The organism is Bacillus sp. WC2507 (assembly GCF_052656125.1).
In genome coordinates this window covers 197,501-221,932 of sequence record NZ_JBQXPN010000001.1, presented here as the reverse complement: position 1 = coordinate 221,932, position 24,432 = coordinate 197,501, and the positions used below count along the sequence as shown (strand labels likewise).

General features: G+C 39.3%; 21 protein-coding genes, 2 tRNA genes and 2 rRNA genes (1 of these 25 running past the window's edge). All 25 read left to right on the top strand.

Annotated features, from left to right (window positions below):
* Window positions 1-13: 13 nt before the first annotated feature.
* Window positions 14-289 (top strand): RNA-binding S4 domain-containing protein, encoded by a 276-nt coding sequence (locus ACUN28_RS01305; RefSeq protein ID WP_001234876.1) that lies wholly within the window; start codon window positions 14-16, stop codon window positions 287-289.
* Window positions 290-347: 58 nt separating this feature from the next.
* Window positions 348-656 carry a sporulation protein YabP gene (gene yabP / locus ACUN28_RS01300; protein ID WP_001059101.1) on the top strand — a complete coding sequence of 103 codons (309 nt, stop codon included), beginning with the start codon at window positions 348-350 and terminating at the stop codon, window positions 654-656.
* Window positions 653-1,306, top strand: a complete 654-nt coding sequence (gene yabQ, locus ACUN28_RS01295) for a spore cortex biosynthesis protein YabQ (protein WP_016085301.1) — start codon at window positions 653-655, stop codon at window positions 1,304-1,306. The genes yabP and yabQ overlap by 4 nt, the downstream gene beginning before the upstream one ends.
* Window positions 1,303-1,662, top strand: coding sequence for a cell division protein DivIC (gene divIC, locus ACUN28_RS01290; RefSeq protein WP_016085300.1), 360 nt, complete (start codon window positions 1,303-1,305; stop codon window positions 1,660-1,662). The genes yabQ and divIC overlap by 4 nt, the downstream gene beginning before the upstream one ends.
* A gap of 87 nt (window positions 1,663-1,749) precedes the next feature.
* Window positions 1,750-2,232 (top strand): S1 domain-containing RNA-binding protein, encoded by a 483-nt coding sequence (locus ACUN28_RS01285; RefSeq protein WP_016085299.1) that lies wholly within the window; start codon window positions 1,750-1,752, stop codon window positions 2,230-2,232.
* Between the two features lie 160 nt (window positions 2,233-2,392).
* Window positions 2,393-2,466: transfer RNA gene (locus tag ACUN28_RS01280), tRNA-Met, on the top strand.
* A gap of 13 nt (window positions 2,467-2,479) precedes the next feature.
* A tRNA-Glu gene (locus tag ACUN28_RS01275) sits at window positions 2,480-2,551 on the top strand.
* 259 nt (window positions 2,552-2,810) lie between these two features.
* A complete protein-coding gene (gene spoIIE / locus ACUN28_RS01270; RefSeq protein ID WP_016085298.1) occupies window positions 2,811-5,282 on the top strand; it encodes a stage II sporulation protein E in 2,472 nt (823 codons plus the stop codon).
* A 384-nt stretch (window positions 5,283-5,666) separates the two neighbouring features.
* Window positions 5,667-7,097, top strand: coding sequence for a tRNA lysidine(34) synthetase TilS (gene tilS / locus ACUN28_RS01265; protein ID WP_016085297.1), 1,431 nt, complete (start codon window positions 5,667-5,669; stop codon window positions 7,095-7,097).
* A complete protein-coding gene (gene hpt / locus ACUN28_RS01260; RefSeq protein ID WP_000981838.1) occupies window positions 7,094-7,636 on the top strand; it encodes a hypoxanthine phosphoribosyltransferase in 543 nt (180 codons plus the stop codon). Before tilS ends, hpt begins: the two co-directional genes overlap by 4 nt.
* 85 nt (window positions 7,637-7,721) lie before the next feature.
* Entirely contained in the window at window positions 7,722-9,623 is a 1,902-nt protein-coding gene (gene ftsH, locus ACUN28_RS01255; protein ID WP_016085296.1) for an ATP-dependent zinc metalloprotease FtsH, read from the top strand.
* A 225-nt stretch (window positions 9,624-9,848) separates the two neighbouring features.
* On the top strand, window positions 9,849-10,637 hold the full coding sequence (locus ACUN28_RS01250; RefSeq protein ID WP_000578367.1) for a type III pantothenate kinase: 789 nt from the start codon (window positions 9,849-9,851) through the stop codon (window positions 10,635-10,637).
* A 6-nt stretch (window positions 10,638-10,643) separates the two neighbouring features.
* Complete coding sequence (gene hslO / locus ACUN28_RS01245) at window positions 10,644-11,519, top strand: redox-regulated molecular chaperone HslO (RefSeq protein WP_016085295.1); 876 nt, start codon at window positions 10,644-10,646, stop codon at window positions 11,517-11,519.
* 113 nt (window positions 11,520-11,632) lie between these two features.
* The gene (gene cysK, locus ACUN28_RS01240; protein ID WP_001261702.1) at window positions 11,633-12,556 is read left to right on the top strand and encodes a cysteine synthase A; all 924 of its coding nucleotides are present in this window, start codon (window positions 11,633-11,635) and stop codon (window positions 12,554-12,556) included.
* Window positions 12,557-12,776: 220 nt separating this feature from the next.
* On the top strand, window positions 12,777-14,174 hold the full coding sequence (pabB, locus tag ACUN28_RS01235) for an aminodeoxychorismate synthase component I (RefSeq protein ID WP_016085294.1): 1,398 nt from the start codon (window positions 12,777-12,779) through the stop codon (window positions 14,172-14,174).
* A gap of 5 nt (window positions 14,175-14,179) precedes the next feature.
* The gene (pabA, locus tag ACUN28_RS01230; RefSeq protein ID WP_000602298.1) at window positions 14,180-14,767 is read left to right on the top strand and encodes an aminodeoxychorismate/anthranilate synthase component II; all 588 of its coding nucleotides are present in this window, start codon (window positions 14,180-14,182) and stop codon (window positions 14,765-14,767) included.
* On the top strand, window positions 14,761-15,633 hold the full coding sequence (gene pabC, locus ACUN28_RS01225; protein WP_016085293.1) for an aminodeoxychorismate lyase: 873 nt from the start codon (window positions 14,761-14,763) through the stop codon (window positions 15,631-15,633). The genes pabA and pabC overlap by 7 nt, the downstream gene beginning before the upstream one ends.
* Complete coding sequence (gene folP, locus ACUN28_RS01220; RefSeq protein ID WP_080117784.1) at window positions 15,626-16,468, top strand: dihydropteroate synthase; 843 nt, start codon at window positions 15,626-15,628, stop codon at window positions 16,466-16,468. The genes pabC and folP overlap by 8 nt, the downstream gene beginning before the upstream one ends.
* Window positions 16,469-16,831, top strand: a complete 363-nt coding sequence (folB, locus tag ACUN28_RS01215) for a dihydroneopterin aldolase (RefSeq protein WP_000358059.1) — start codon at window positions 16,469-16,471, stop codon at window positions 16,829-16,831.
* Window positions 16,828-17,343: a 2-amino-4-hydroxy-6-hydroxymethyldihydropteridine diphosphokinase gene (folK, locus tag ACUN28_RS01210; protein ID WP_016085291.1), complete on the top strand. Its 516-nt coding sequence runs from the start codon at window positions 16,828-16,830 to the stop codon at window positions 17,341-17,343. The genes folB and folK overlap by 4 nt, the downstream gene beginning before the upstream one ends.
* Window positions 17,295-17,498, top strand: a complete 204-nt coding sequence (locus ACUN28_RS01205; protein ID WP_000387027.1) for a helix-turn-helix domain-containing protein — start codon at window positions 17,295-17,297, stop codon at window positions 17,496-17,498. The genes folK and ACUN28_RS01205 overlap by 49 nt, the downstream gene beginning before the upstream one ends.
* A 23-nt stretch (window positions 17,499-17,521) precedes the next feature.
* Complete coding sequence (gene dusB / locus ACUN28_RS01200; protein ID WP_016085290.1) at window positions 17,522-18,520, top strand: tRNA dihydrouridine synthase DusB; 999 nt, start codon at window positions 17,522-17,524, stop codon at window positions 18,518-18,520.
* Between the two features lie 159 nt (window positions 18,521-18,679).
* Entirely contained in the window at window positions 18,680-20,179 is a 1,500-nt protein-coding gene (gene lysS / locus ACUN28_RS01195; RefSeq protein ID WP_016085289.1) for a lysine--tRNA ligase, read from the top strand.
* Window positions 20,180-20,551: 372 nt separating this feature from the next.
* Window positions 20,552-22,103 (top strand): 16S ribosomal RNA (locus tag ACUN28_RS01190).
* A gap of 146 nt (window positions 22,104-22,249) precedes the next feature.
* Window positions 22,250-24,432 (top strand): 23S ribosomal RNA (locus tag ACUN28_RS01185); it runs 739 nt beyond the window's last position.
* Together the 16S and 23S rRNA genes form the textbook arrangement of a ribosomal RNA operon.

Here is a 24,432-nt window from a genome sequence, read left to right as displayed (position 1 = left end):
AGGGGGATTTCATATGCGTCTAGATAAGTTTTTAAAAGTATCACGTTTAATTAAAAGAAGAACATTAGCGAAAGAAGTAGCTGATCAAGGAAGAATATCAATTAATGGTCAAGTGGCAAAAGCGAGTTCAGATGTGAAAGTAGCTGATGAATTAACAATTCGTTTTGGGCAAAAAATAGTAACTGTAAAAATAAACGAATTGAAAGAAACGACAAAAAAAGAAGATGCAGCAAATATGTATAGCTTAGTTCGTGAAGAAAAAGTAAAGGCTGAAGAAGGCTTGTTCTAAAATCAATTATTCCTTCATACATTACTATTAGCTAGTATAAATGTATGGGGGGATTTACGTGAATAATGGTTACTCACCTATGTCTTCTAATCAACAAAATGTTTCTGTAGAGCATGATATTATTATGCGTGGCAGGCGTGTAATTGATATTACCGGTGTAAAGCAGGTAGAGAGTTTTGATAGCGAAGAGTTTTTACTTGAGACCGTAATGGGCTTTTTAACAATTCGTGGTCAAAATTTGCAAATGAAGAATTTAGATGTAGAAAAAGGTGTTGTATCGATTAAAGGGAAAGTTCATGAGATGCTGTATATTGATGAGAATCAAGGGGAGAAAACTAAAGGTTTCTTTAGTAAGTTGTTTAAATGAGTCTAACAATTCAGTTGTATACGATGCTCTCAATGATTGGAATGGGTGCTTGGATTGGGGCATCTTTAGATACATACCAACGATTTTTAAAGCGTCAGGAACGCAAACGTTGGCTTGTATTTATACATGATATACTATTTTGGATTGTCCAAGCATTATTCGTTTTTTATGTATTGCTGCTCGTAAATGAAGCTGAATTACGTATATATGTATTTTTGGCATTATTATGTGGTTTTGCGGCGTATCAAAGCTTATTGAAAGCACTATACATGAAACTGTTAAATTTTCTCATCTATATTTTTATGCAAACAACACATTTTTTTGTTCAAATTATAAAGCTACTCATGATAAAACCTGTTATTATTATAGCGCAGCTATTTATTGCATTTATATTATTCTTATTTCGTATACTGCTTTCAATTGGACATGTGTTATGGAAAATGGTGATTTGGATATTACTTTTCATATGGAAAGTTTTTTTCTGGCCTGTTCGATTTATTGCTTCGCTCATATGGAAACTTCTCCCTAATCGTGTTAAACTTTTTATAATGAAACATGTAGGGTTCCTGCAATATATAGCAAAATTGAAGGGACACATCTTCCAATTATGGGAGCGTATAAAAAAGAAGTTAGGGGGACCTCGAAAATGAGGGAACTGAGACAAAGAACAATCGAAAAACAGAGTCCAAATCCTGTTAAAAAGCATATAATACAAACGGATGAGAACAGGAAGCGACTTTATCGCCGTTTAGCGGTTTTTCTTGTCTTTGCTTTTACAATTATTGCGAGTATTAGTGTAACGTTTTATCAACAAAACAGTTCCATTAGAGCAAAAGAAGCAAAAGTTAAGGACATGAAAAAAGAACTGGATTCATTAACGAATAAAGAAAAAAGTCTAAAAGACGAAGTTCAAAAGTTAAATGATGAAGAGTACGTATTAAAGATTGCTAGAAGGGATTATTTCTTCTCTGGAAAAGGGGAGATAATTTTTCCTGTTTCTAAGTAGAGTATGTCTTATTGACACTATATTTTAGGATTATATATAATAAAGTAAAATTTGACTTTTTAACCACTAAGGAGGAGCATTTTTTTTATGTCAATCGAGGTAGGCAGCAAGTTACAGGGTAAAGTAACAGGTATTACAAATTTTGGGGCTTTTGTGGAGCTGCCAGAAGGCTTAACGGGTCTGGTTCATATTAGTGAAGTTGCTGATAATTATGTGAAAGATATTAACGATCACTTAAAAGTAGGCGACCAAGTAGAAGTAAAAGTTATTAACGTTGAAAAAGATGGTAAGATCGGTCTATCTATTAAAAAAGCGAAAGAGCGTGAAAAAACAGAAGGAGATCGTCCACGTGGTGAATACCAACGCGGTGGCGATCAACAACGTTCTGGACGTCCACAACGTAATCGTTCTTTCAACAGAGATAACCGTGGCGGCGGTAACGAACGAGCACCAAAAGAAACATTCGAGCAAAAGATGGCACGTTTCTTAAAGGATAGCGAAGATCGTTTAACTTCTTTAAAGCGTAACACAGAATCTAAACGTGGTGGCCGTGGCGCACGTCGCGGATAATCAGAACGTTTAATTCTTAGTATATAGAGAGGTGCCCAGGGCGATTGCTCGGGGTACTTTTTTATATGTGAAAATATATTTTTAAAAAAGTTTTCGAGATGTGTTGACTTTAAATTATATCTGAGGTAAGATACTAATTGTCCGTTAAATAAGACGACATGGCGGTGTAGCTCAGCTGGCTAGAGCGTACGGTTCATACCCGTGAGGTCGGGGGTTCGATCCCCTCCGCCGCTATATTTAATTTAACGGCCCGTTGGTCAAGTGGTTAAGACACCGCCCTTTCACGGCGGTAACACGGGTTCGAATCCCGTACGGGTCATCTAAAAAGATCATGCAAATTTGCATGATCTTTTTTTGTTAAATAAATTAAGACATACAACACTTCTACAAAATCACCCTATATTTTCTGAATGTTCTATTAAATTGCTAAGAATAAATTACATACCGTGTATATATGTAGAGTTATTTCGAATAAAAAGTCGAACGATTATAAAAGTGAAAACTGTTGTTTTGACAAAAATCCCAATAATCATCTTTTATAATGACAGTAATTAAACTATGCAGGTGGTGTTAAAAATATGCCTAAAGCAGGAAGGAATACTATGAATACAAGTGCATTGGCAATGAATGAGAGTCAGCTTGGAGCAGTAAAGTGGACGAGTAAGTTGCGAATGAAGTTTGAGCAAGTTTTCTTTAGATGGGGATTTATTATTGTTGTTATTGGTTTTCTTTTGGGACGAGCATATATATTAACAAACATTTTACCGTTTGCACTGCCGTTTTTTGCTGCTGTTTATGTTATGAAGCGGGATAAAATGCCGCTCGCGTTCTTGGCTCTGATGGGGGGCGCACTTTCAGTTTCGATAGATAATTTATTCTTTACCTTTGCATCTATTTTTACTTTCTTCATTTATAATATCTTCTTTAGTCGGTTTACACGTAAAACTGTTGGACTTGTTCCGTTCCAAGTATTTATCTCCGCATTAACCGCACATTTAGTTGTTGTATATTTTGCGCAACAAACTGTCACCATGTACGATTTACTCGTTAGTACGATTGAGGCAGGGCTTAGCTTCGTATTAACTATGATATTTTTACAAAGTGTTCCGCTTTTAGTAGAAAGAAAGGGTAAACAACAAGCGCTAGAGACAGAAGAAATTGTTTGTTTAATTATATTACTAGCATCTGTTTTAACAGGTACAACAGATTGGTTTGTATATGACGCGTCTATTCAACATATTTTTACTAGGTACTTAGTGCTCGTGTTTGCATTTATCGCGGGGGCTGCTACAGGATCTACAGTGGGGGTCGTCACTGGATTAATATTAAGTTTAGCAAATGTCTCCAGTTTGTCTCAACTTAGTCTGCTTGCTTTTTCTGGGTTGCTTGGTGGTTTGTTAAAAGAAGGGAAGCGTTTAGGTGTTAGTTTAGGTTTATTAATTGGGACAAGCTTGATTACGCTATATGTAGACAAGCAAACAAACATTGTGACAACTTTAATTGAATCTGGTGTAGCAATTGCTTTCTTCTTATTAACACCGAAACTTGTTATGGATCGTATTGCTAAATTTATGCCAGGCACACAGGAACATTCACAAGATCAACAACAGTATTTAAGAAGGATGCGTGATGTTACAGCAAATAAAATCAATCAATTTGCCAATGTATTTGCTGCTTTATCTAATAGCTTTTCTGTATATGGATATGTGGAGGAAGAAGATAAAGAGACAGAAGCAGATTTATTCTTAAGCACAATTACTGCAAAAACATGTCAAACATGCTTTAAAAAGGACCAATGCTGGGTAGTTAATTTCGACAAAACGTACGATTATATGAAACAAATAATGAGTGAAACGGAAGAGGGGACGTTGCAACATAATCGCAAGTTAGTTCGTGAGTGGGACAAGCATTGTGTGAGAGGGAAGAAAGTGACGGATTTAGTAGCGGGTGAATTAGATCACTTCTATGAGGGGCAAAAATTACGAAAACAAATGAAAGAAAATCGTAGAATAGTAGCGGAGCAACTATTAGGTGTATCAAAAGTTATGGAGGATTTTGCTAAGGAGATACAAAGAGAGCGAGAAAATCATCAAGTGCAGGAAGAACAGATTCTGCAAGCGTTTCGTGATTTTGGTGTAGAAGTAGAGCATGTTGATATTTATTGTTTAGATAGAGGAAGTATTGATATTGAAATGTTGATTCCAGTTGCATCTAATGAACATGGAGAGTGTGAAAAGCTAGTTGCGCCGATGCTTTCTGATATTCTAAAGGAAAATATTGTTGTTAAACATGAAGAGAAATCTTCTTATCCGAACGGCCACAGCTTAATATCATTTGGCTCAGCAAAAACGTATTCTCTTGATACAGGGTTGGCCACAGCTGCAAAAGGCGGTGGGTTTGTTTCAGGTGATTCTTATGCGATGATGGATTTAAGTGTTGGTAAATATGCGCTTGCAATTAGTGATGGTATGGGTAATGGGCAAAGAGCTCATATGGAGAGTAAAGAAACGGTAAAATTATTACAAAAAATACTTCAATCAGGCATTGATGAGGAAATCGCGATTAAGTCTATCAATTCTATTCTTTCTTTAAGAACAACAGAAGAGATGTTTACGACGTTAGATTTAGCTATGGTAGATTTGCGAGATGCAAGTGCGAAATTTTTAAAGATTGGCTCGACGCCGAGTTTTGTTAAACGTGCAAATAATATTTTGAAAATTGAGGCAAGTAATTTGCCAATGGGAATTATTGAGGATGTTGAAGTTGATGTAGTGGGTGAACAATTAAAAACGGGCGATATTCTTATTATGATGAGCGATGGAATTTTTGAGGGAGCACAACATGTGGAGAATCATGAACTATGGATGAAGCGGAAAATTAAAGAGTTACAAACCGAAGATCCGCAAGAAATTGCTGATATCATTATGGAAGAAGTGATTCGCTCTGGTGATGGTTATATAAATGACGATATGACTATTGTTGTGGCGAAAGTGAAGAAAAATATGCCGAAGTGGGCTACAATTCCAATTGTAGGAATGCAGGCGCAATAAAGTGAAACTTTAATAAGTGGGGGCTTCATCCCCCGCTGATTATCAGCCCGCACCAATCGGGCTTTTACGGGCAGTTGATTCCCCCTAACTAACTTCTTTGCTTTCGCTGAATTTTGAGGTGGGGGTCTTACTACACGTTAATGCGGGATAAAGATTAAGAGTGATGTTTCCCTATCGCTGTTTTATTCTAAAAACCTAGGTAAATGCCTAGGTTTTTTTGCTTTAAAAGATAATGTTATTATTTTTGTGAATATGTACGGATGATGTAAGATAAAAATGTAATTTTTGTATATCTTTTTTTTGCACAATGTTTGTAAAAGTTGTACCATTATAAACAAGGTAACTAACGTTGCTGTTCTTGTTTAATGAAAGGTGATTACGAAGTTGAAAGATACATTTGTTGAAAAGGTAGATGACTTTGTAAAGCAGCATGATGTATTAAAGGAACGTTCAACAATTGTTGTAGGGGTTTCTGGTGGTCCTGACTCTTTGGCTCTTCTATATTATTTGTTAGAAAAAAGAGCAGCAAAACAGTTTAAAATTGTAGTGGCACATGTGGATCATATGTTTAGAGGTGATGAATCTCATGGGGACCTACAGTTTGTGCAGGACCTTTGTAAAGGGCTGGGAGTTATTTGCGAAACGATAAGGATTAATGTGTCGCAATATCAACAGCAACACGGAATGAATGCACAGGTTGCTGCTAGAGAATGCAGATATGCATTTTTGGAAAGAATAATGAAGAAATATGATGCGAGATATGTAGCTCTTGGACATCATGGTGATGATCAAGTAGAGACGATTTTAATGCGCCTTGTACGAGGGAGTACTCCGAAAGGATATGCAGGAATTGCAGTGAAGCGTCCTTTTCATAATGGATATTTAATTAGGCCGTTACTTGGAGTAACGAAGGAAGAGATTGTTGATTACTGTAATAAGCTAAAAATAATTCCCCGTATAGATCCAAGTAATAAAAAGGAAGTATATACAAGGAATCGATTACGTAAATATGTTCTTCCTCATTTGAAAGAAGAAAATTCACAAGTACATGAGAAATTCCAAAAATTTAGCATGCAAATGCAAGAGGATGAGGCGTATTTGCAGGAATTAGCTTTTGAGAAAATGAATAAAGTAATTACAAAAAAAAGTGATAAACAAATTAGCTTATCAATTCCTGCCTTTGAATCCATGTCTATGTCTTTACAAAGAAGAGGGATTCAACTAATATTAAACTATCTTTATGAATATAAGATTCCATCTTCTCTTTCCTCTGTACATATTGACAAAGTGATTGAGTTTTTTAAGCGGACACAACCTTCGGGTTCACTTGATTTTCCAGGTGATTTAAAAATTGTTCGCGCATACGAAGAGTGCAGCTTTGGATTTAAACAAGGAATTGTTTCTCCTTTTTTACAAGATTTATCAGTGCCCGGGACAATTACGCTATCGAACGGGGATAAGCTTGTAACAGAGGTGAGCGAAGACATACCAAGTAACATGAATGAAACAGTATTTGTTGCTAAGTATAATGATATATCATATCCACTTCGTATTCGTTCTAGAGAAAATGGAGATCGCATGTCAATACAAGGTATGAATGGCACAAAAAAGATAAAAGCTATCTTTATCGAAGCGAAAGTACCAAGAGAAAAAAGAGAAGAATGGCCGGTCGTTTGTGATGCAAGTGGGAATATTATTTGGGTACCCTTGTTGAAGCGATCTGCATTTGCTATCTCGAAAGAGACGGCAAAGAAGGATAAATATATGATTATTCACTACAAAAGCAAGGAGTCTTCCGGGAGGATAATGAAATGATGAATCAAGATATCGAAAAAGTATTAATTTCTGAAGAACAAATACAAGAAAAGGTGCTCGAATTAGGCGCAATTATTGCAGAGGATTATAAAAACACAGTACCTCTTGCGATTGGTGTATTAAAGGGCGCGATGCCATTCATGGCAGATTTATTAAAGAGAACAGATACATATCTTGAAATGGACTTTATGGCTGTATCTAGTTATGGTCACTCTACCGTTTCAACAGGCGAAGTGAAAATTTTAAAAGACCTTGATACTTCTGTAGAAGGTCGCGATATTTTAATCGTTGAAGATATTATTGATAGCGGTCTTACGCTAAGTTACTTAGTAGACCTATTTAAATATCGTAAAGCGAAGTCTGTAAAAATTGTTACGTTATTAGATAAGCCGACAGGCCGCAAGGTAGATTTGAAAGCGGATTATGTTGGATTTACTGTTCCGCATGAATTTGTTGTAGGATATGGATTAGATTATAAAGAGCAGTACCGTAATCTTCCTTATGTAGGAGTATTAAAACCAAGCGTTTACTCAAATTAATTAAATACAGGCGTTACAATTGTATAGGAAAGTTTTTCTATGTTACGATTTACAATAGTGTTTATGCCGTGAGAGGAGGTTAGGAATGAATCGTATCTTCCGTAATACCATCTTTTATTTACTGATATTCCTAGTAGTAATTGGAATCGTGAGCTATTTTAATGGTTCGACGCAAAAAACGACATCAGTTAGCTACGATAAATTCATTACTAAACTAGAAAAAGGTGAAGTGCGTAATGTGCAACTTCAACCGAAAAATGGTGTATTTGAGGTAAAAGGACAATTTAACAACTCTAGCCAAGGAGAACAATTTGTTACTTATGCACCAAATACTGAGGAATTACAAAAGAAAATTAATGACAAAGCGCAAGGTGCTGAAGTTAAGTATCAACCAGCAGAAGAAACAAGTGCTTGGGTAACGTTCTTTACTTCTATCATTCCGTTTGTCATTATCTTCATTTTATTCTTCTTCTTATTAAACCAGGCTCAGGGCGGCGGTAGCCGTGTTATGAACTTCGGGAAAAGTAAGGCGAAGTTATATAATGACGAAAAGAAAAAAGTTCGTTTCAGAGATGTTGCTGGAGCGGATGAAGAGAAACAAGAGCTTGTTGAGGTAGTTGAATTCTTGAAAGATCCTCGTAAGTTCGCTGAAGTTGGTGCCCGTATTCCGAAGGGTGTTCTATTAGTAGGACCTCCAGGTACAGGTAAAACTTTACTAGCGCGTGCCGTTGCAGGTGAGGCTGGCGTTCCATTCTTCTCTATCAGTGGTTCTGATTTCGTAGAGATGTTCGTTGGTGTCGGTGCATCACGTGTACGTGATTTATTCGAAAATGCAAAGAAAAATGCTCCTTGTATCATTTTCATTGATGAAATTGATGCAGTAGGACGTCAACGTGGCGCAGGTCTTGGTGGTGGCCATGATGAGCGTGAGCAAACGTTGAACCAATTACTTGTTGAAATGGATGGATTCGGTGCAAACGAAGGTATTATTATCATTGCTGCAACAAACCGTCCTGATATTCTTGATCCAGCGTTATTACGTCCAGGTCGTTTTGACCGTCAAATTACAGTAGATCGTCCAGATGTAAATGGCCGTGAAGCTGTACTGAAAGTACATGCTCGTAATAAACCGCTTGATGATCATATCAACTTAAGAGCAATTGCAACTCGTACACCAGGGTTCTCTGGTGCTGATCTTGAAAACTTATTAAACGAAGCTGCTTTAGTAGCTGCGCGTCAAGATAAGAAGAAAATTGATATGAGTGACATTGATGAAGCAACGGATCGTGTTATTGCAGGTCCTGCTAAGAAAAGTCGTGTTATCTCTGAAAAAGAACGTAATATCGTTGCATTCCATGAAGCGGGCCATACTGTAATTGGTGTTGTCCTTGATGAAGCAGATATCGTTCATAAAGTAACAATTGTCCCTCGTGGTCAAGCTGGTGGATATGCAGTAATGCTTCCGAAAGAAGATCGTTACTTCATGACAAAACCAGAGTTACTTGATAAAATCACTGGTTTACTTGGTGGTCGAGTAGCTGAAGAGATTGTGTTTGGTGAAGCAAGCACAGGTGCTCACAACGACTTCCAACGTGCGACTGGTATTGCAAGACGTATGGTTACGGAATTCGGTATGAGTGATAAGCTTGGACCGATGCAATTCGGTAGCTCACAAGGTGGTCAAGTGTTCTTAGGAAGAGACTTCCATTCAGAACAAAACTACAGTGATGCAATTGCACATGAAATCGATGTGGAAATGCAAACTATTATAAAAGAATGTTATGCTCGCGCGCACCAAATTCTTACTGAAAAACGTGATAAGCTAGATATTATTGCGAAAACGTTACTTGAAGTAGAAACGTTAGATGCAGAGCAAATCAATCATTTATATGATTACGGCAGATTGCCAGAGCGTCCAACATCTTCAGATGATGTGAAAGTAAACATCAATATGAAGAAGGACGATGAAGAATCAGAAGATAAGTAAGAGATGAAGGAGTGACGATGGTCACTCCTTTTTTTATTTGTGGAACGAAATGAAGTAGAAAAAGAATTTAAATAAATTGGGTATTAAAAATTGAAATAGAGCGTAATCTTTTTGTAAAATGATGAGGATAGAAAAGCTGATTATATAAGTATGTGTGATATGATGTTTTTATAAGTTTTATACATACTGCACAAATATAGATTAAATAAGATAAGTGGTGAGAATATGATTTTTGTATTGGATGTAGGGAACACAAATGCTGTACTAGGCGTGTTTGAAGAGGGGGAACTTCGTCAACATTGGCGCATGGAAACAGATCGCCATAAGACAGAAGATGAATATGGAATGCTTGTAAAGCAGTTGCTTGAGCATGAAGGTCTTTCGTTTGAAGATGTGAAAGGTATTATCGTGTCTTCAGTCGTACCACCAATTATGTTTGCTTTAGAGCGCATGTGTGAAAAGTATTTTAAAATTAAACCGCTTGTAGTAGGTCCTGGAATAAAAACAGGGCTAAATATTAAATATGAAAATCCACGTGAAGTAGGCGCGGACCGAATTGTAAATGCAGTAGCAGGAATCCACTTATATGGAAGTCCGCTTATTATTGTCGATTTCGGTACGGCTACTACATATTGTTATATTAACGAAGAAAAGCATTATATGGGTGGAGTTATTACGCCAGGAATTATGATTTCAGCAGAGGCTTTATATAGTAGAGCGGCAAAACTTCCTCGTATTGAAATTACAAAACCAAGCAGTGTTGTTGGAAAGAATACGGTAAGTGCGATGCAATCTGGTATTCTTTATGGTTATGTTGGACAAGTGGAAGGTATTGTTAAGCGTATGAAAGAGGAAGCTAAACAAGAACCGAAAGTTATTGCAACAGGTGGATTGGCGAAATTAATTTCAGAAGAATCGAATGTAATTGATGTTGTAGATCCATTCTTAACATTAAAAGGTTTGTATATGTTATATGAGCGTAATGCAAATTTACAGCATGAGAAAGGTGAATAAATAAGTATGAAAGATTATTTAGTAAAAGCGTTAGCGTTTGATGGAGAAGTGCGTGCATATAGTGTGCGTACTACAAATACAGTAAGTGAGGCGCAAAGACGTCATGATACATGGAGAACAGCTTCAGCGGCACTTGGTCGTTCTTTAACTGCAGGTACAATGATGGGCGCAATGTTAAAAGGTGACCAAAAGTTAACGATTAAGGTAGAAGGTAATGGCCCGATTGGTCCCATCTTAGTAGATGCTCATGCAAATGGGGATGTACGTGGTTATGTAACGAATCCACATGTTGACTTTGAAGGAACGGAACAAGGGAAATTACGTGTATATCAAGCGGTAGGTACTGAAGGATTTGTAACAGTAATTAAAGATATTGGTATGCGTGAGCCGTTTATTGGTCAATCTCCAATTGTTTCAGGAGAATTAGGGGAAGACTTCACGTATTATTTTGCAGTTTCTGAGCAAACACCTTCTTCTGTAGGAGTCGGCGTACTTGTAAATGGAGATGACAGCGTATTAGCGGCAGGTGGATTTATCCTTCAAATTATGCCAGGTGCACAGGAAGAAACAATTTCGTTCATTGAAGATCGTTTACAGAAGATTCCTCCTGTATCAACATTGATCGAACAAGGGCTTTCTCCAGAGGAGTTACTGTATACAGTTCTTGGAGAAGATAAGGTAAAAGTATTAGAAGTGATGGATGTTCAATTTAATTGCACATGCTCACGTGAACGTATTGAGAGTGTGTTAATTAGTTTAGGTAAAACAGAGTTAGAGCAAGTTCGTGAAGAAGAAGAAGAGACAGAAGTTCATTGTCATTTCTGTAATGAGCGATACAAGTTCTCTAAAGAAGATATTACAAATTTAATTGAGAGTTTGTAATAAGGGGAGAGAGGGAATCCATCCTCTAAATAGATTGACAAACAGGGAATTTTCTGACAAAATCTAAATATAGATAAAACCAATAAAAATACTCGGTGTTAGGAGTGACAGGAATGCGAGTGGCACAATCAGTTTCAGAATTAATCGGGAAAACGCCGATCGTTAAGTTGAACCGCATCGTAGAATCAGACAGCGCAGATATATATTTAAAATTAGAATTTATGAATCCAGGGAGCAGCGTTAAAGATCGTATTGCATTAGCTATGATTGAAGATGCTGAAAAAAAAGGATTATTAAAAGAAGGCGATACAATTATTGAGCCAACAAGTGGTAACACGGGAATTGGTTTAGCGATGGTAGCGGCTGCTAAAGGATATAAGGCAATTTTAGTAATGCCAGAAACAATGAGTATTGAGCGTCGTAATTTATTACGTGCTTACGGTGCTGAATTAGTATTGACTCCAGGGCCTGAAGGAATGGGTGGAGCAATTCGTCAAGCGACTGAATTAGCAAAAGAACACGGCTACTTTATACCGCAACAGTTCAAAAATCAATCGAATCCAGAAATTCATCGTTTAACAACAGGGCCAGAAATTGTTGAACAAATGGGTGACCAATTAGATGCGTTTATTGCAGGTATTGGTACAGGTGGAACGATTACTGGTGCTGGTGAAGTACTGAAGGAAGCGTATAAAGATATTAAAATTTATGCAGTAGAACCTGCGGATTCACCAGTGTTATCTGGTGGGAAACCGGGTCCACATAAAATCCAAGGAATTGGGGCGGGATTCATCCCAGAGACATTGGATGTAGAAGTATATGATGAAATTGTTCAAGTAAAAACAGAACAAGCATTTGAATATGCAAGAAGAGTGGCTAAAGAGGAAGGTATTTTAGTGGGTATCTCTTCTGGAGCAGTTATTTATGCAGCAACAGAAATTGCGAAAAAATTAGGTAAAGGGAAAAAGGTACTTGTTATTATCCCAAGTAACGGTGAACGTTATTTAAGTACACCACTTTATCAATTTGAATCTTAATTATATGTGATTGAAAAAGCATCCTTGAAAAAGGATGCTTTTTCTTTTTGGATTGGAAATAGGAAAAGAGTGAATGACTAGAAAACTTCATGTAAAATAAGAGGTAGTATAATTAATTTATTTTCACTAGCCTTCGAGTATAACCACTTTATATACATAACGAATGTAGTTTGAGGTGGTTAATCTAAGAGGGTGGGATAAAAGAAGACGGGGTGTTGATATGCAACGAAGAAAATCTTTAGCGCTTTCTATTCCATATCAGTTAGATTTCTTTAAGCAATATAAATTTCTTTCTAAGGATAAACCGCAACATATTTTGTTAGAGAGTGGACGTGGCGGTCGTTATAACATTGTGGGGTTGAACCCAGTAGCGGTAATCCGAGGGAAGGGTGAAACGTTACATATAAGCGAAAGTGGTAAGGAAACAATAAAACAAGGAAACCCATTAGATTTAATGCAGGAATATATGGAGCGATGGAAAACGGACTATAATCCGGAATACCCTCCATTTCAAGGTGGTGCAATTGGTTACTTTAGTTATGATTGCATCCGTTATATTGAAAAACTCCCTTCCCTTGCGGAAGATGACATTAATATACCTGATATATTCTTTTTATTATTTGATGATGTGTTTGTTTATGATCAAAAAGAAAAAGTATTATGGATTATTACACATTATGTAGATAAGCATGAAGAGGCAAAAGAGCGATTAAATGAATGGAAGATTCTTTGGGCGACAGAAGCGCCAGAAGTGAATATACCTTTTGCGTGCCCTGAAGAGAAAAGTGAAACAGTTGCTTTTACAGAAGAAAGCTTTATGAAGGCGGTTGAATGTATTCAAGAATATATTGGAGCTGGTGATGTGTTTCAAGTAAACTTGTCGACAAGGCAAGAAAGAACGTTACAAACACACCCACTCGAAATTTATACAAGTCTTCGTGAAATTAATCCATCTCCATATATGGGTTACTTGGAGCTCGGGGATTTTCAAATTGTTAGTGGATCGCCAGAGTTGCTAATTAAGAAAGAGGGAACCGAAGTAAGTACAAGACCGATTGCTGGAACGAGATCTAGAGGGGCGAATGAGCAAGAGGATGAAGAATTAGCAAAAGAATTAATTGAGAACGAAAAAGAAAGAGCAGAGCACGTTATGCTTGTGGATTTAGAACGAAATGATTTAGGGCGTGTTTGTAAATATGGCACTGTAGAAGTAGATGAATTTATGGTAATTGAGAAATACTCACATGTTATGCATATTGTTTCTAATGTGCGTGGTGAGGTGGAAGAAGATAAAGATGCTTTTGATTTAGTGAAGGCTGTATTTCCTGGGGGAACAATTACTGGTGCCCCGAAAATACGTACGATGGAAATTATTGAAGAATTAGAACCTGTTCGCCGAGGGATTTATACAGGTTCAATCGGGTGGATCGGTTATTCTGGAGATACAGAATTGAATATTGTAATTAGAACACTGCTTGCTAAAGATGGAAAAGCACATGTACAAGCAGGAGCGGGAATTGTAATTGATTCAAATCCGGAAAATGAATATAATGAGTCGTTAAAAAAGGCGATTGCTTTATGGCGTGCAAAAGAACGTAGCGAAGAAACGGTTAGGTGAGAGAAATGATATTAATGATTGATAATTATGATTCTTTTACATTTAATTTAGTGCAGTTTCTTGGAGAACTTGGACAAGAGCTTGTTGTTAAACGTAACGATGAAGTGACTATTTCAGATATTGAGAATATGAAACCAGACTTCTTAATGATTTCGCCAGGTCCGTGTAGTCCTAATGAAGCGGGTATTAGTATGGAGGTTATTCAATACTTTGCTGGAAAGATTCCGATTTTTGGGGTTTGTCTTGGACATCAATCCATTGCACAAGTGTTTGGCGGAGAGGTTATACGTGCGGAGCGCTTAATGCATGGGAAAACGTCGCTTATGCATCATGACGGAAAGACGATTTTTTCGGATATCCCTAATCCGTTTACTGCGACACGTTATCATTCCCTTATCGTTAAGAAAGAGACGTTACCTGATTGCTTAGAGGTAACATCTTGGACAGAAGAAGGGGAAATTATGGCGCTCCGTCATACAACATTACCGATTGAAGGTGTACAGTTCCATCCGGAATCAATTATGACTTCCCACGGAAAAGAGTTGTTGCAGAATTTCATTCGTAAATACAGTCCAAGTGTGACATCATGTTAATTTACTTAAATGGTGAGTATGTAGAAGCAAGTGAAGCGAGAATTTCTCCTTATGATCATGGTTATTTATATGGTCTTGGAGTTTTTGAGACGTTTCGTATTTATAATGGTCATCCTTTCTTATTGGATGATCATTATGACCGTTTAACAGATGCGCTGGATACATTGCAAATTAAATGGACAATGACGAAAGATGAAGTACTGCTTATTTTGAAGGATCTACTCGTTAAGAATGAATTAGAGCATGCATATGTACGTTTTAATGTATCAGCGGGTATAGATGAAATTGGATTACAAACGGAAATGTATGAAGAGCCATCTGTTATTGTTTTTATAAAACCTTTAGCAGTCCCGGGAGATGTAGTGGAAAAAGAAGGGGTTGTTTTAAAGCAAGTGCGAAACACACCAGAGGGTGCATCTCGTTTGAAGTCTCATCATTATTTAAATAACATTTTAGGAAAGCGTGAAATTGGAAATGTTGTGAATAAGGAAGGTATTTTCCTTACTGAAACAGGTTATGTTGCAGAGGGTATTGTTTCGAATCTCTTTTTTGTGAAAGATGATATTTTGTATACAGCTTCGCTGAAAACAGGGATTTTAAATGGTATCACTCGTGCGTTTATTATAAAGGTTGCTGAAGAGCTGGGTATAGAAGTAAAGGAAGGTTTCTTTACAAAAGATGAATTACTTTCAGCTGATGAAGTCTTCGTAACAAACTCGATTCAAGAAATTGTTCCGCTTTATCATATAGAGGGACGAGATTTCCCGGGTAAAGTAGGTATGGTTACAAAAAGATTTATGAGTCTTTATGAAATGCAGAGAGAGAAATTGTGGAGCAGAAATGAATTACGAATAGGAGATGTGTAGTTTGAAGTGGGATTATGATTTGCGCTGCGGCGAATATACATTGAACTTAAATGAAAAAACGTTAATTATGGGGATTTTAAATGTAACACCAGATTCGTTTTCTGATGGTGGGAGTTACAACGAGGTAGAGGCTGCGGTGCGCCATGCGAAAGAAATGCGAGATGAAGGTGCTCATATTATTGATATCGGCGGTGAATCTACTCGCCCGGGTTTCGCTAAAGTATCAGTAGAAGAAGAAATAAAGCGAGTTGTTCCGATGATTCAGGCGGTTTCAAAAGAAGTAAAATTGCCTATTTCCATCGACACGTATAAAGCTGAAGTTGCAAAACAAGCAATCGAAGCTGGTGCTCATATTATTAATGACGTTTGGGGAGCGAAGGCGGAACCAAAGATCGCTGAAGTTGCAGCTCATTACGATGTACCTATTATCTTAATGCATAATCGCGATAACATGAATTATCGTAATTTAATGGCTGATATGATTGCTGATTTATATGACAGTATTAAAATTGCTAAAGAGGCTGGCGTGCGAGATGAGAATATCATTTTAGATCCAGGCATCGGTTTTGCTAAAACACCTGAACAAAATTTAGAAGCGATGCGTAATTTAGAGCAGTTAAATGTACTAGGTTATCCAGTTCTTTTAGGTACTTCAAGAAAGTCCTTTATTGGACATGTGCTAGATTTACCGGTGGAGGAACGTCTTGAGGGAACTGGAGCTACCGTTTGTCTTGGTATTGAAAAGGGCTGTGAATTTGTCCGTGTTCATGATGTGAAGGAAATGGCGCGTATGGCTAAAATGATGGATGCGATGATTGGTAAGGGGGCAAAGTAATTGGATAAAATTTATATCCATGATATGGAGTTTTACGGTTATCATGGTGTATTCCCAGAGGAAAATAAATTAGGTCAAAGATTTAAAGTCGATTTAACGGTAGAATTGGATTTGAAACAGGCAGGAGAAAGTGATGACTTAGAGCATTCGGTCAATTATGGAGAGCTTTTCGAACTATGTAGAAAAGTTGTTGAGGATAGAACGTATAAGCTTGTAGAGAGTATCGCTGAAAATATTGCCACAGATATATTGAAACAATATGAGAGTATTTCACGATGTACAATTAAGGTGATTAAACCGGATCCACCGATACCGGGGCACTATCGTGCTGTAGCAGTGGAAATTACGAGAGAACGTCCATGAATAATATAGCTTACATTGCATTAGGTTCCAATATTGGAGAACGTTATACGTATTTAACTGAAGCGATTCAGTTTTTGAACAAAAACCCGTATATCCAAGTTAACGATATTTCATCTGTATATGAAACAGAACCAGTTGGCTATACTGACCAAAGCTGCTTTTTAAATTTAGTTATAAAAATTTCTACCAATTTATCACCGCAAGAGTTATTGAAAGTTACACAAAGAGTAGAGAATAATTTAGGAAGAAAAAGGGAAATTAGATGGGGTCCGAGGACTATCGACCTTGACATTTTACTATATAATCAAGAAAATATTGAAGCAGAGAATCTTATTGTTCCGCATCCGCGGATGTTCGAAAGAGCTTTTGTTATCGTTCCGTTGTTAGAGATTAATCAAGATATAAAACAAAACATTTCACGTTCACAAGTAGAAGAAATGAAAAGGCGAGAGGGAGTAACGGTATGGAAGCAGAAAAATGGGGAAGACGCATTCGTGCTTTTCGAAAGCTAAAAGGTTATACGCAAGAAGGTTTTGCAAAAGAATTAGGGGTATCTGTATCTGTTTTAGGTGAAGTTGAGAGAGGGAATCGATCGCCTTCCCAAGATTTTGTAGTGGAAGTTGCTAAAGCGTTAAAGGTCTCGATAGATGAGTTAATGCCGAAGTGACTATGAAGGAAGGAGTAAATCGAGTGTTAAAAATCGCAAATATTGAGATGAAAAATCCGGTTGTATTAGCACCGATGGCGGGAGTGTGTAACTCTGCATTCCGTTTGACAGTAAAAGAATTCGGTGCAGGTCTAGTTTGTGCTGAAATGGTAAGTGATAAGGCAATACTACTGAACAATAAAAGAACATTAGATATGTTATATATCGATGAGAGAGAAAAGCCGTTAAGTTTACAAATTTTTGGCGGAGAGAAAGAAACTCTTGTAGATGCTGCGAAATACGTAGATAAATATACGACAGCAGACATCATTGATATTAATATGGGTTGCCCAGTACCCAAAATCATTAAGTGTGATGCGGGAGCAAAGTGGCTTTTAGACCCAAATAAAATATATGAAATGGTAGCGGCAGTTGTAGACGCTGTAGAAAAACCAGTTACAGTTAAAATGCGTATTGGTTGGGATGCGGATCATATTTTCGCAATCGAGAATGCAAAAGCTGTTGAGCGTGCTGGTGGACAAGCGGTAGCGGTTCATGGTCGTACACGAGTACAAATGTATGAAGGAAAAGCGGATTGGGATATTATTAAACAAGTAAAGCAAGCTGTAAATATCCCGGTTATCGGAAATGGTGATGTCGAAACGCCACAAGACGCAAAGCGTATGCTTGATGAAATTGGTGTAGATGGTGTTATGATTGGTCGCGCTGCCCTTGGAGACCCGTGGATGATTTATCGCACGGTAAAGTATTTAGAGACAGGTGAATTAATGCCGGAACCGACAGTGCGTGAGAAAATTGACGTATGTATGTTGCATCTTGATCGTCTTATTGATTTAAAGAACGAAAATGTCGCTGTAAGAGAGATGAGAAAGCATGCAGCTTGGTATTTAAAGGGTGTTCGTGGTAATGCAACTGTACGTAATGGTATCAATGCTTGTAATACGCGTGAAGACCTTGCGGATGTATTAGGTGCATTTGTAGAAGAAGTAGAAGCAAAACAACAAACAATTCACGTTGGTTAATAATAGATAGGGAAGATTGACATTCTTCTATACACTTCCTATAATTACGTGAAAGAAAGAGGAACTGCCAGTTAGTTGCTGGCAGTTTTTCTAGTTGAGTAGAAAATGCTATACTGTATATATTGTAAAAATTAATAGAGCTGGAGTGATATCAATACCATGGATAACATGAACCACGAAGAATTAAACGACCAATTGCTTGTTCGTCGTGAAAAGCTACATAACTTACGTGAGCAAGGAATCGATCCGTTCGGTAAACGATTTGAACGTACAAATGCAACAAATGACTTATTAAGCTTATATGGAGAGTTCTCTAAAGAAGAATTAGAAGAAAAGGAAATCTCTGTTTCTATCGCTGGCCGTATTATGACAAAACGCGGTAAAGGAAAAGCTGGATTTGCACATATTCAAGATTTACATGGACAAGTTCAAATTTATGTTCGTAAAGATGCTGTTGGAGATGAAGAGTACGAGTTATTTAAAACAGCAGATTTAGGTGACTTAGTAGGTATTGAAGGTAAGGTATTCAAAACGAACGTTGGAGAACTTTCAGTGAAAGCAACGGGCTTTACACTATTAACGAAATCTCTTCGTCCATTACCGGATAAATATCATGGATTAAAAGATGTTGAACAACGCTACCGTCAACGTTACTTAGACTTAATTACAAGTATGGAAAGCCGTGAAACATTCGTTACTCGCAGTAAAATCATTCGTGAAATGAGAAGGTACTTAGATGACAACGGTTATCTTGAAGTGGAAACACCTATGATGCATGCAATCGCAGGTGGAGCTTCGGCACGTCCTTTCATTACGCACCATAATGCGTTAGATATGGAATTATATATGCGTATCGCAATTGAACTTCATTTAAAACGCCTTATCGTGGGTGGATTAGAAAAAGTTTATGAAATTGGTCGTGTATTCCGTAATGAGGGTGTATCAACTCGTCATAATCCTGAGTTTACGATGATTGAATTATATGAGGCGTATGCTGATTATAAAGATATTATGAAACTAACAGAAAATATGGTTGCTCATATTGCGAAGCAAGTACTAGGTACAACAACAATCCAATATGGTGATTATGAAATTAATCTAGAACCAGAATGGACACGTCTTCATATGGTAGATGCAATTAAGGAACATTCTGGAGCAGATTTCTGGAATCCAATGAGTGTAGAAGAAGCGCGTGAACTTGCAAAAGAACATAATGTGGCTATTAAGGATACAATGGAAGTTGGTCATATTATAAATGAATTCTTCGAACAAAAAGTAGAAGATAAATTAATCCAACCAACATTTATTTACGGTCATCCGGTAGAAATTTCGCCACTTGCGAAAAAGAATGACGAAGATCCACGATTCACAGATCGTTTCGAATTATTTATCGTTGCACGTGAACATGCAAATGCATTCACTGAGTTAAATGATCCAATCGATCAAAAAGAACGTTTTGAAGCGCAATTAAAAGAGCGTGAACAAGGTAATGATGAAGCTCACATGATGGATGATGATTATATTGAAGCTCTTGAGTACGGTATGCCTCCTACAGGTGGACTAGGAATTGGTATTGATCGTCTTGTTATGTTATTAACGAATGCACCATCTATTCGTGATGTATTATTATTCCCTGCTATGCGTCATAAACAAGACTAAGCTTTGGAGATTTCTCCAAAGCTTTTTTATTTGAGTATGAGCTGCGTGAGGATAGTAGATCGTGATGGTGCGAGAAATTATATTTATATAGAAGAAATGCGCTGTTTTTATGCTTTTTTACTAAGTTAAAAATTTTATTAGAAAAACTATTGCATTTTAATAATCAAACTGGTATATTTATATTCGTTGCCACGAAAGGTAACAAGCAAAACAAACGAAAAACAACTTATTGAAAAAAGTTGTTGACGAAAATATAACGAAATGTTATATTAATAAAGTCGCTTCTGAGCGACGAAGTAGTTCTTTGAAAACTGAACGAAACAAACAACGTGAAACGTCAATTTTTATTTTTAGATGCTAGACAAACTAACTTTATTGGAGAGTTTGATCCTGGCTCAGGATGAACGCTGGCGGCGTGCCTAATACATGCAAGTCGAGCGAATGGATTAAGAGCTTGCTCTTATGAAGTTAGCGGCGGACGGGTGAGTAACACGTGGGTAACCTGCCCATAAGGCTGGGATAACTCCGGGAAACCGGGGCTAATACCGGATAATATTTTGAACTGCATGGTTCGAAATTGAAAGGCGGCTTCGGCTGTCACTTATGGATGGACCCGCGTCGCATTAGCTAGTTGGTGAGGTAACGGCTCACCAAGGCAACGATGCGTAGCCGACCTGAGAGGGTGATCGGCCACACTGGGACTGAGACACGGCCCAGACTCCTACGGGAGGCAGCAGTAGGGAATCTTCCGCAATGGACGAAAGTCTGACGGAGCAACGCCGCGTGAGTGATGAAGGCTTTCGGGTCGTAAAACTCTGTTGTTAGGGAAGAACAAGTGCTAGTTGAATAAGCTGGCACCTTGACGGTACCTAACCAGAAAGCCACGGCTAACTACGTGCCAGCAGCCGCGGTAATACGTAGGTGGCAAGCGTTATCCGGAATTATTGGGCGTAAAGCGCGCGCAGGTGGTTTCTTAAGTCTGATGTGAAAGCCCACGGCTCAACCGTGGAGGGTCATTGGAAACTGGGAGACTTGAGTGCAGAAGAGGAAAGTGGAATTCCATGTGTAGCGGTGAAATGCGTAGAGATATGGAGGAACACCAGTGGCGAAGGCGACTTTCTGGTCTGTAACTGACACTGAGGCGCGAAAGCGTGGGGAGCAAACAGGATTAGATACCCTGGTAGTCCACGCCGTAAACGATGAGTGCTAAGTGTTAGAGGGTTTCCGCCCTTTAGTGCTGAAGTTAACGCATTAAGCACTCCGCCTGGGGAGTACGGCCGCAAGGCTGAAACTCAAAGGAATTGACGGGGGCCCGCACAAGCGGTGGAGCATGTGGTTTAATTCGAAGCAACGCGAAGAACCTTACCAGGTCTTGACATCCTCTGAAAACCCTAGAGATAGGGCTTCTCCTTCGGGAGCAGAGTGACAGGTGGTGCATGGTTGTCGTCAGCTCGTGTCGTGAGATGTTGGGTTAAGTCCCGCAACGAGCGCAACCCTTGATCTTAGTTGCCATCATTAAGTTGGGCACTCTAAGGTGACTGCCGGTGACAAACCGGAGGAAGGTGGGGATGACGTCAAATCATCATGCCCCTTATGACCTGGGCTACACACGTGCTACAATGGACGGTACAAAGAGCTGCAAGACCGCGAGGTGGAGCTAATCTCATAAAACCGTTCTCAGTTCGGATTGTAGGCTGCAACTCGCCTACATGAAGCTGGAATCGCTAGTAATCGCGGATCAGCATGCCGCGGTGAATACGTTCCCGGGCCTTGTACACACCGCCCGTCACACCACGAGAGTTTGTAACACCCGAAGTCGGTGGGGTAACCTTTATGGAGCCAGCCGCCTAAGGTGGGACAGATGATTGGGGTGAAGTCGTAACAAGGTAGCCGTATCGGAAGGTGCGGCTGGATCACCTCCTTTCTATGGAGAATTGATGAACGCTGTTCATCAATATAAGTTTCCGTGTTTCGTTTTGTTCAGTTTTGAGAGAACTATCTCTCATATATAAATGTATGTTCTTTGAAAACTAGATAACAGTGTAGCTCATATTTTTTAATTTTTAGTTTGGTTAAGTTAGAAAGGGCGCACGGTGGATGCCTTGACACTAGGAGTCGATGAAGGACGGGACTAACGCCGATATGCTTCGGGGAGCTGTAAGTAAGCTTTGATCCGAAGATTTCCGAATGGGGAAACCCACCATACGTAATGGTATGGTATCCTTACCTGAATACATAGGGTAAGGAAGACAGACCCAGGGAACTGAAACATCTAAGTACCTGGAGGAAGAGAAAGCAAATGCGATTTCCTGAGTAGCGGCGAGCGAAACGGAACATAGCCCAAACCAAGAGGCTTGCCTCTTGGGGTTGTAGGACATTCTATACGGAGTTACAAAGGAACGAGGTAGACGAAGCGACCTGGAAAGGTCCGTCGTAGAGGGTAACAACCCCGTAGTCGAAACTTCGTTCTCTCTTGAATGTATCCTGAGTACGGCGGAACACGTGAAATTCCGTCGGAATCTGGGAGGACCATCTCCCAAGGCTAAATACTCCCTAGTGATCGATAGTGAACCAGTACCGTGAGGGAAAGGTGAAAAGCACCCCGGAAGGGGAGTGAAAGAGATCCTGAAACCGTGTGCCTACAAATAGTCAGAGCCCGTTAATGGGTGATGGCGTGCCTTTTGTAGAATGAACCGGCGAGTTACGATCCCGTGCGAGGTTAAGCTGAAGAGGCGGAGCCGCAGCGAAAGCGAGTCTGAATAGGGCGTTTAGTACGTGGTCGTAGACCCGAAACCAGGTGATCTACCCATGTCCAGGGTGAAGTTCAGGTAACACTGAATGGAGGCCCGAACCCACGCACGTTGAAAAGTGCGGGGATGAGGTGTGGGTAGCGGAGAAATTCCAATCGAACCTGGAGATAGCTGGTTCTCCCCGAAATAGCTTTAGGGCTAGCCTTAAGTGTAAGAGTCTTGGAGGTAGAGCACTGATTGAACTAGGGGTCCTCATCGGATTACCGAATTCAGTCAAACTCCGAATGCCAATGACTTATCCTTAGGAGTCAGACTGCGAGTGATAAGATCCGTAGTCAAGAGGGAAACAGCCCAGATCGCCAGCTAAGGTCCCAAAGTGTGTATTAAGTGGAAAAGGATGTGGAGTTGCTTAGACAACTAGGATGTTGGCTTAGAAGCAGCCACCATTTAAAGAGTGCGTAATAGCTCACTAGTCGAGTGACTCTGCGCCGAAAATGTACCGGGGCTAAATACACCACCGAAGCTGCGAATTGATACCAATGGTATCAGTGGTAGGGGAGCGTTCTAAGTGCAGTGAAGTCAGACCGGAAGGACTGGTGGAGCGCTTAGAAGTGAGAATGCCGGTATGAGTAGCGAAAGACGGGTGAGAATCCCGTCCACCGAATGCCTAAGGTTTCCTGAGGAAGGCTCGTCCGCTCAGGGTTAGTCAGGACCTAAGCCGAGGCCGACAGGCGTAGGCGATGGACAACAGGTTGATATTCCTGTACCACCTCTTTATCGTTTGAGCAATGGAGGGACGCAGAAGGATAGAAGAAGCGTGCGATTGGTTGTGCACGTCCAAGCAGTTAGGCTGATAAGTAGGCAAATCCGCTTATCGTGAAGGCTGAGCTGTGATGGGGAAGCTCCTTATGGAGCGAAGTCTTTGATTCCCCGCTGCCAAGAAAAGCTTCTAGCGAGATAAAAGGTGCCTGTACCGCAAACCGACACAGGTAGGCGAGGAGAGAATCCTAAGGTGTGCGAGAGAACTCTGGTTAAGGAACTCGGCAAAATGACCCCGTAACTTCGGGAGAAGGGGTGCTTTCTTAACGGAAAGCCGCAGTGAATAGGCCCAAGCGACTGTTTAGCAAAAACACAGGTCTCTGCGAAGCCGTAAGGCGAAGTATAGGGGCTGACACCTGCCCGGTGCTGGAAGGTTAAGGAGAGGGGTTAGCGTAAGCGAAGCTCTGAACTGAAGCCCCAGTAAACGGCGGCCGTAACTATAACGGTCCTAAGGTAGCGAAATTCCTTGTCGGGTAAGTTCCGACCCGCACGAAAGGTGTAACGATTTGGGCACTGTCTCAACCAGAGACTCGGTGAAATTATAGTACCTGTGAAGATGCAGGTTACCCGCGACAGGACGGAAAGACCCCGTGGAGCTTTACTGTAGCCTGATATTGAATTTTGGTACAGTTTGTACAGGATAGGCGGGAGCCATTGAAACCGGAGCGCTAGCTTCGGTGGAGG

Bases quoted from the DNA above. Each gene is read 5' to 3' on its own strand.
- cysK (WP_001261702.1), top strand. From the start codon at position 11,633: ATGCGAGTGGCACAATCAGTTTCAGAATTAATCGGGAAAACGCCGATC.
- yabQ (WP_016085301.1), top strand. From the start codon at position 653: ATGAGTCTAACAATTCAGTTGTATACGATGCTCTCAATGATTGGAATG.
- folK (WP_016085291.1), top strand. From the start codon at position 16,828: ATGAATAATATAGCTTACATTGCATTAGGTTCCAATATTGGAGAACGT.
- spoIIE (WP_016085298.1), top strand. From the start codon at position 2,811: ATGCCTAAAGCAGGAAGGAATACTATGAATACAAGTGCATTGGCAATG.
- ACUN28_RS01205 (WP_000387027.1), top strand. From the start codon at position 17,295: ATGGAAGCAGAAAAATGGGGAAGACGCATTCGTGCTTTTCGAAAGCTA.
- ACUN28_RS01305 (WP_001234876.1), top strand. From the start codon at position 14: ATGCGTCTAGATAAGTTTTTAAAAGTATCACGTTTAATTAAAAGAAGA.
- ACUN28_RS01285 (WP_016085299.1), top strand. From the start codon at position 1,750: ATGTCAATCGAGGTAGGCAGCAAGTTACAGGGTAAAGTAACAGGTATT.
- pabC (WP_016085293.1), top strand. From the start codon at position 14,761: ATGTTAATTTACTTAAATGGTGAGTATGTAGAAGCAAGTGAAGCGAGA.
- hslO (WP_016085295.1), top strand. From the start codon at position 10,644: ATGAAAGATTATTTAGTAAAAGCGTTAGCGTTTGATGGAGAAGTGCGT.
- pabB (WP_016085294.1), top strand. From the start codon at position 12,777: ATGCAACGAAGAAAATCTTTAGCGCTTTCTATTCCATATCAGTTAGAT.
- ACUN28_RS01250 (WP_000578367.1), top strand. From the start codon at position 9,849: ATGATTTTTGTATTGGATGTAGGGAACACAAATGCTGTACTAGGCGTG.
- lysS (WP_016085289.1), top strand. From the start codon at position 18,680: ATGGATAACATGAACCACGAAGAATTAAACGACCAATTGCTTGTTCGT.
- ftsH (WP_016085296.1), top strand. From the start codon at position 7,722: ATGAATCGTATCTTCCGTAATACCATCTTTTATTTACTGATATTCCTA.
- folP (WP_080117784.1), top strand. From the start codon at position 15,626: ATGTGTAGTTTGAAGTGGGATTATGATTTGCGCTGCGGCGAATATACA.
- divIC (WP_016085300.1), top strand. From the start codon at position 1,303: ATGAGGGAACTGAGACAAAGAACAATCGAAAAACAGAGTCCAAATCCT.
- hpt (WP_000981838.1), top strand. From the start codon at position 7,094: ATGATGAATCAAGATATCGAAAAAGTATTAATTTCTGAAGAACAAATA.
- pabA (WP_000602298.1), top strand. From the start codon at position 14,180: ATGATATTAATGATTGATAATTATGATTCTTTTACATTTAATTTAGTG.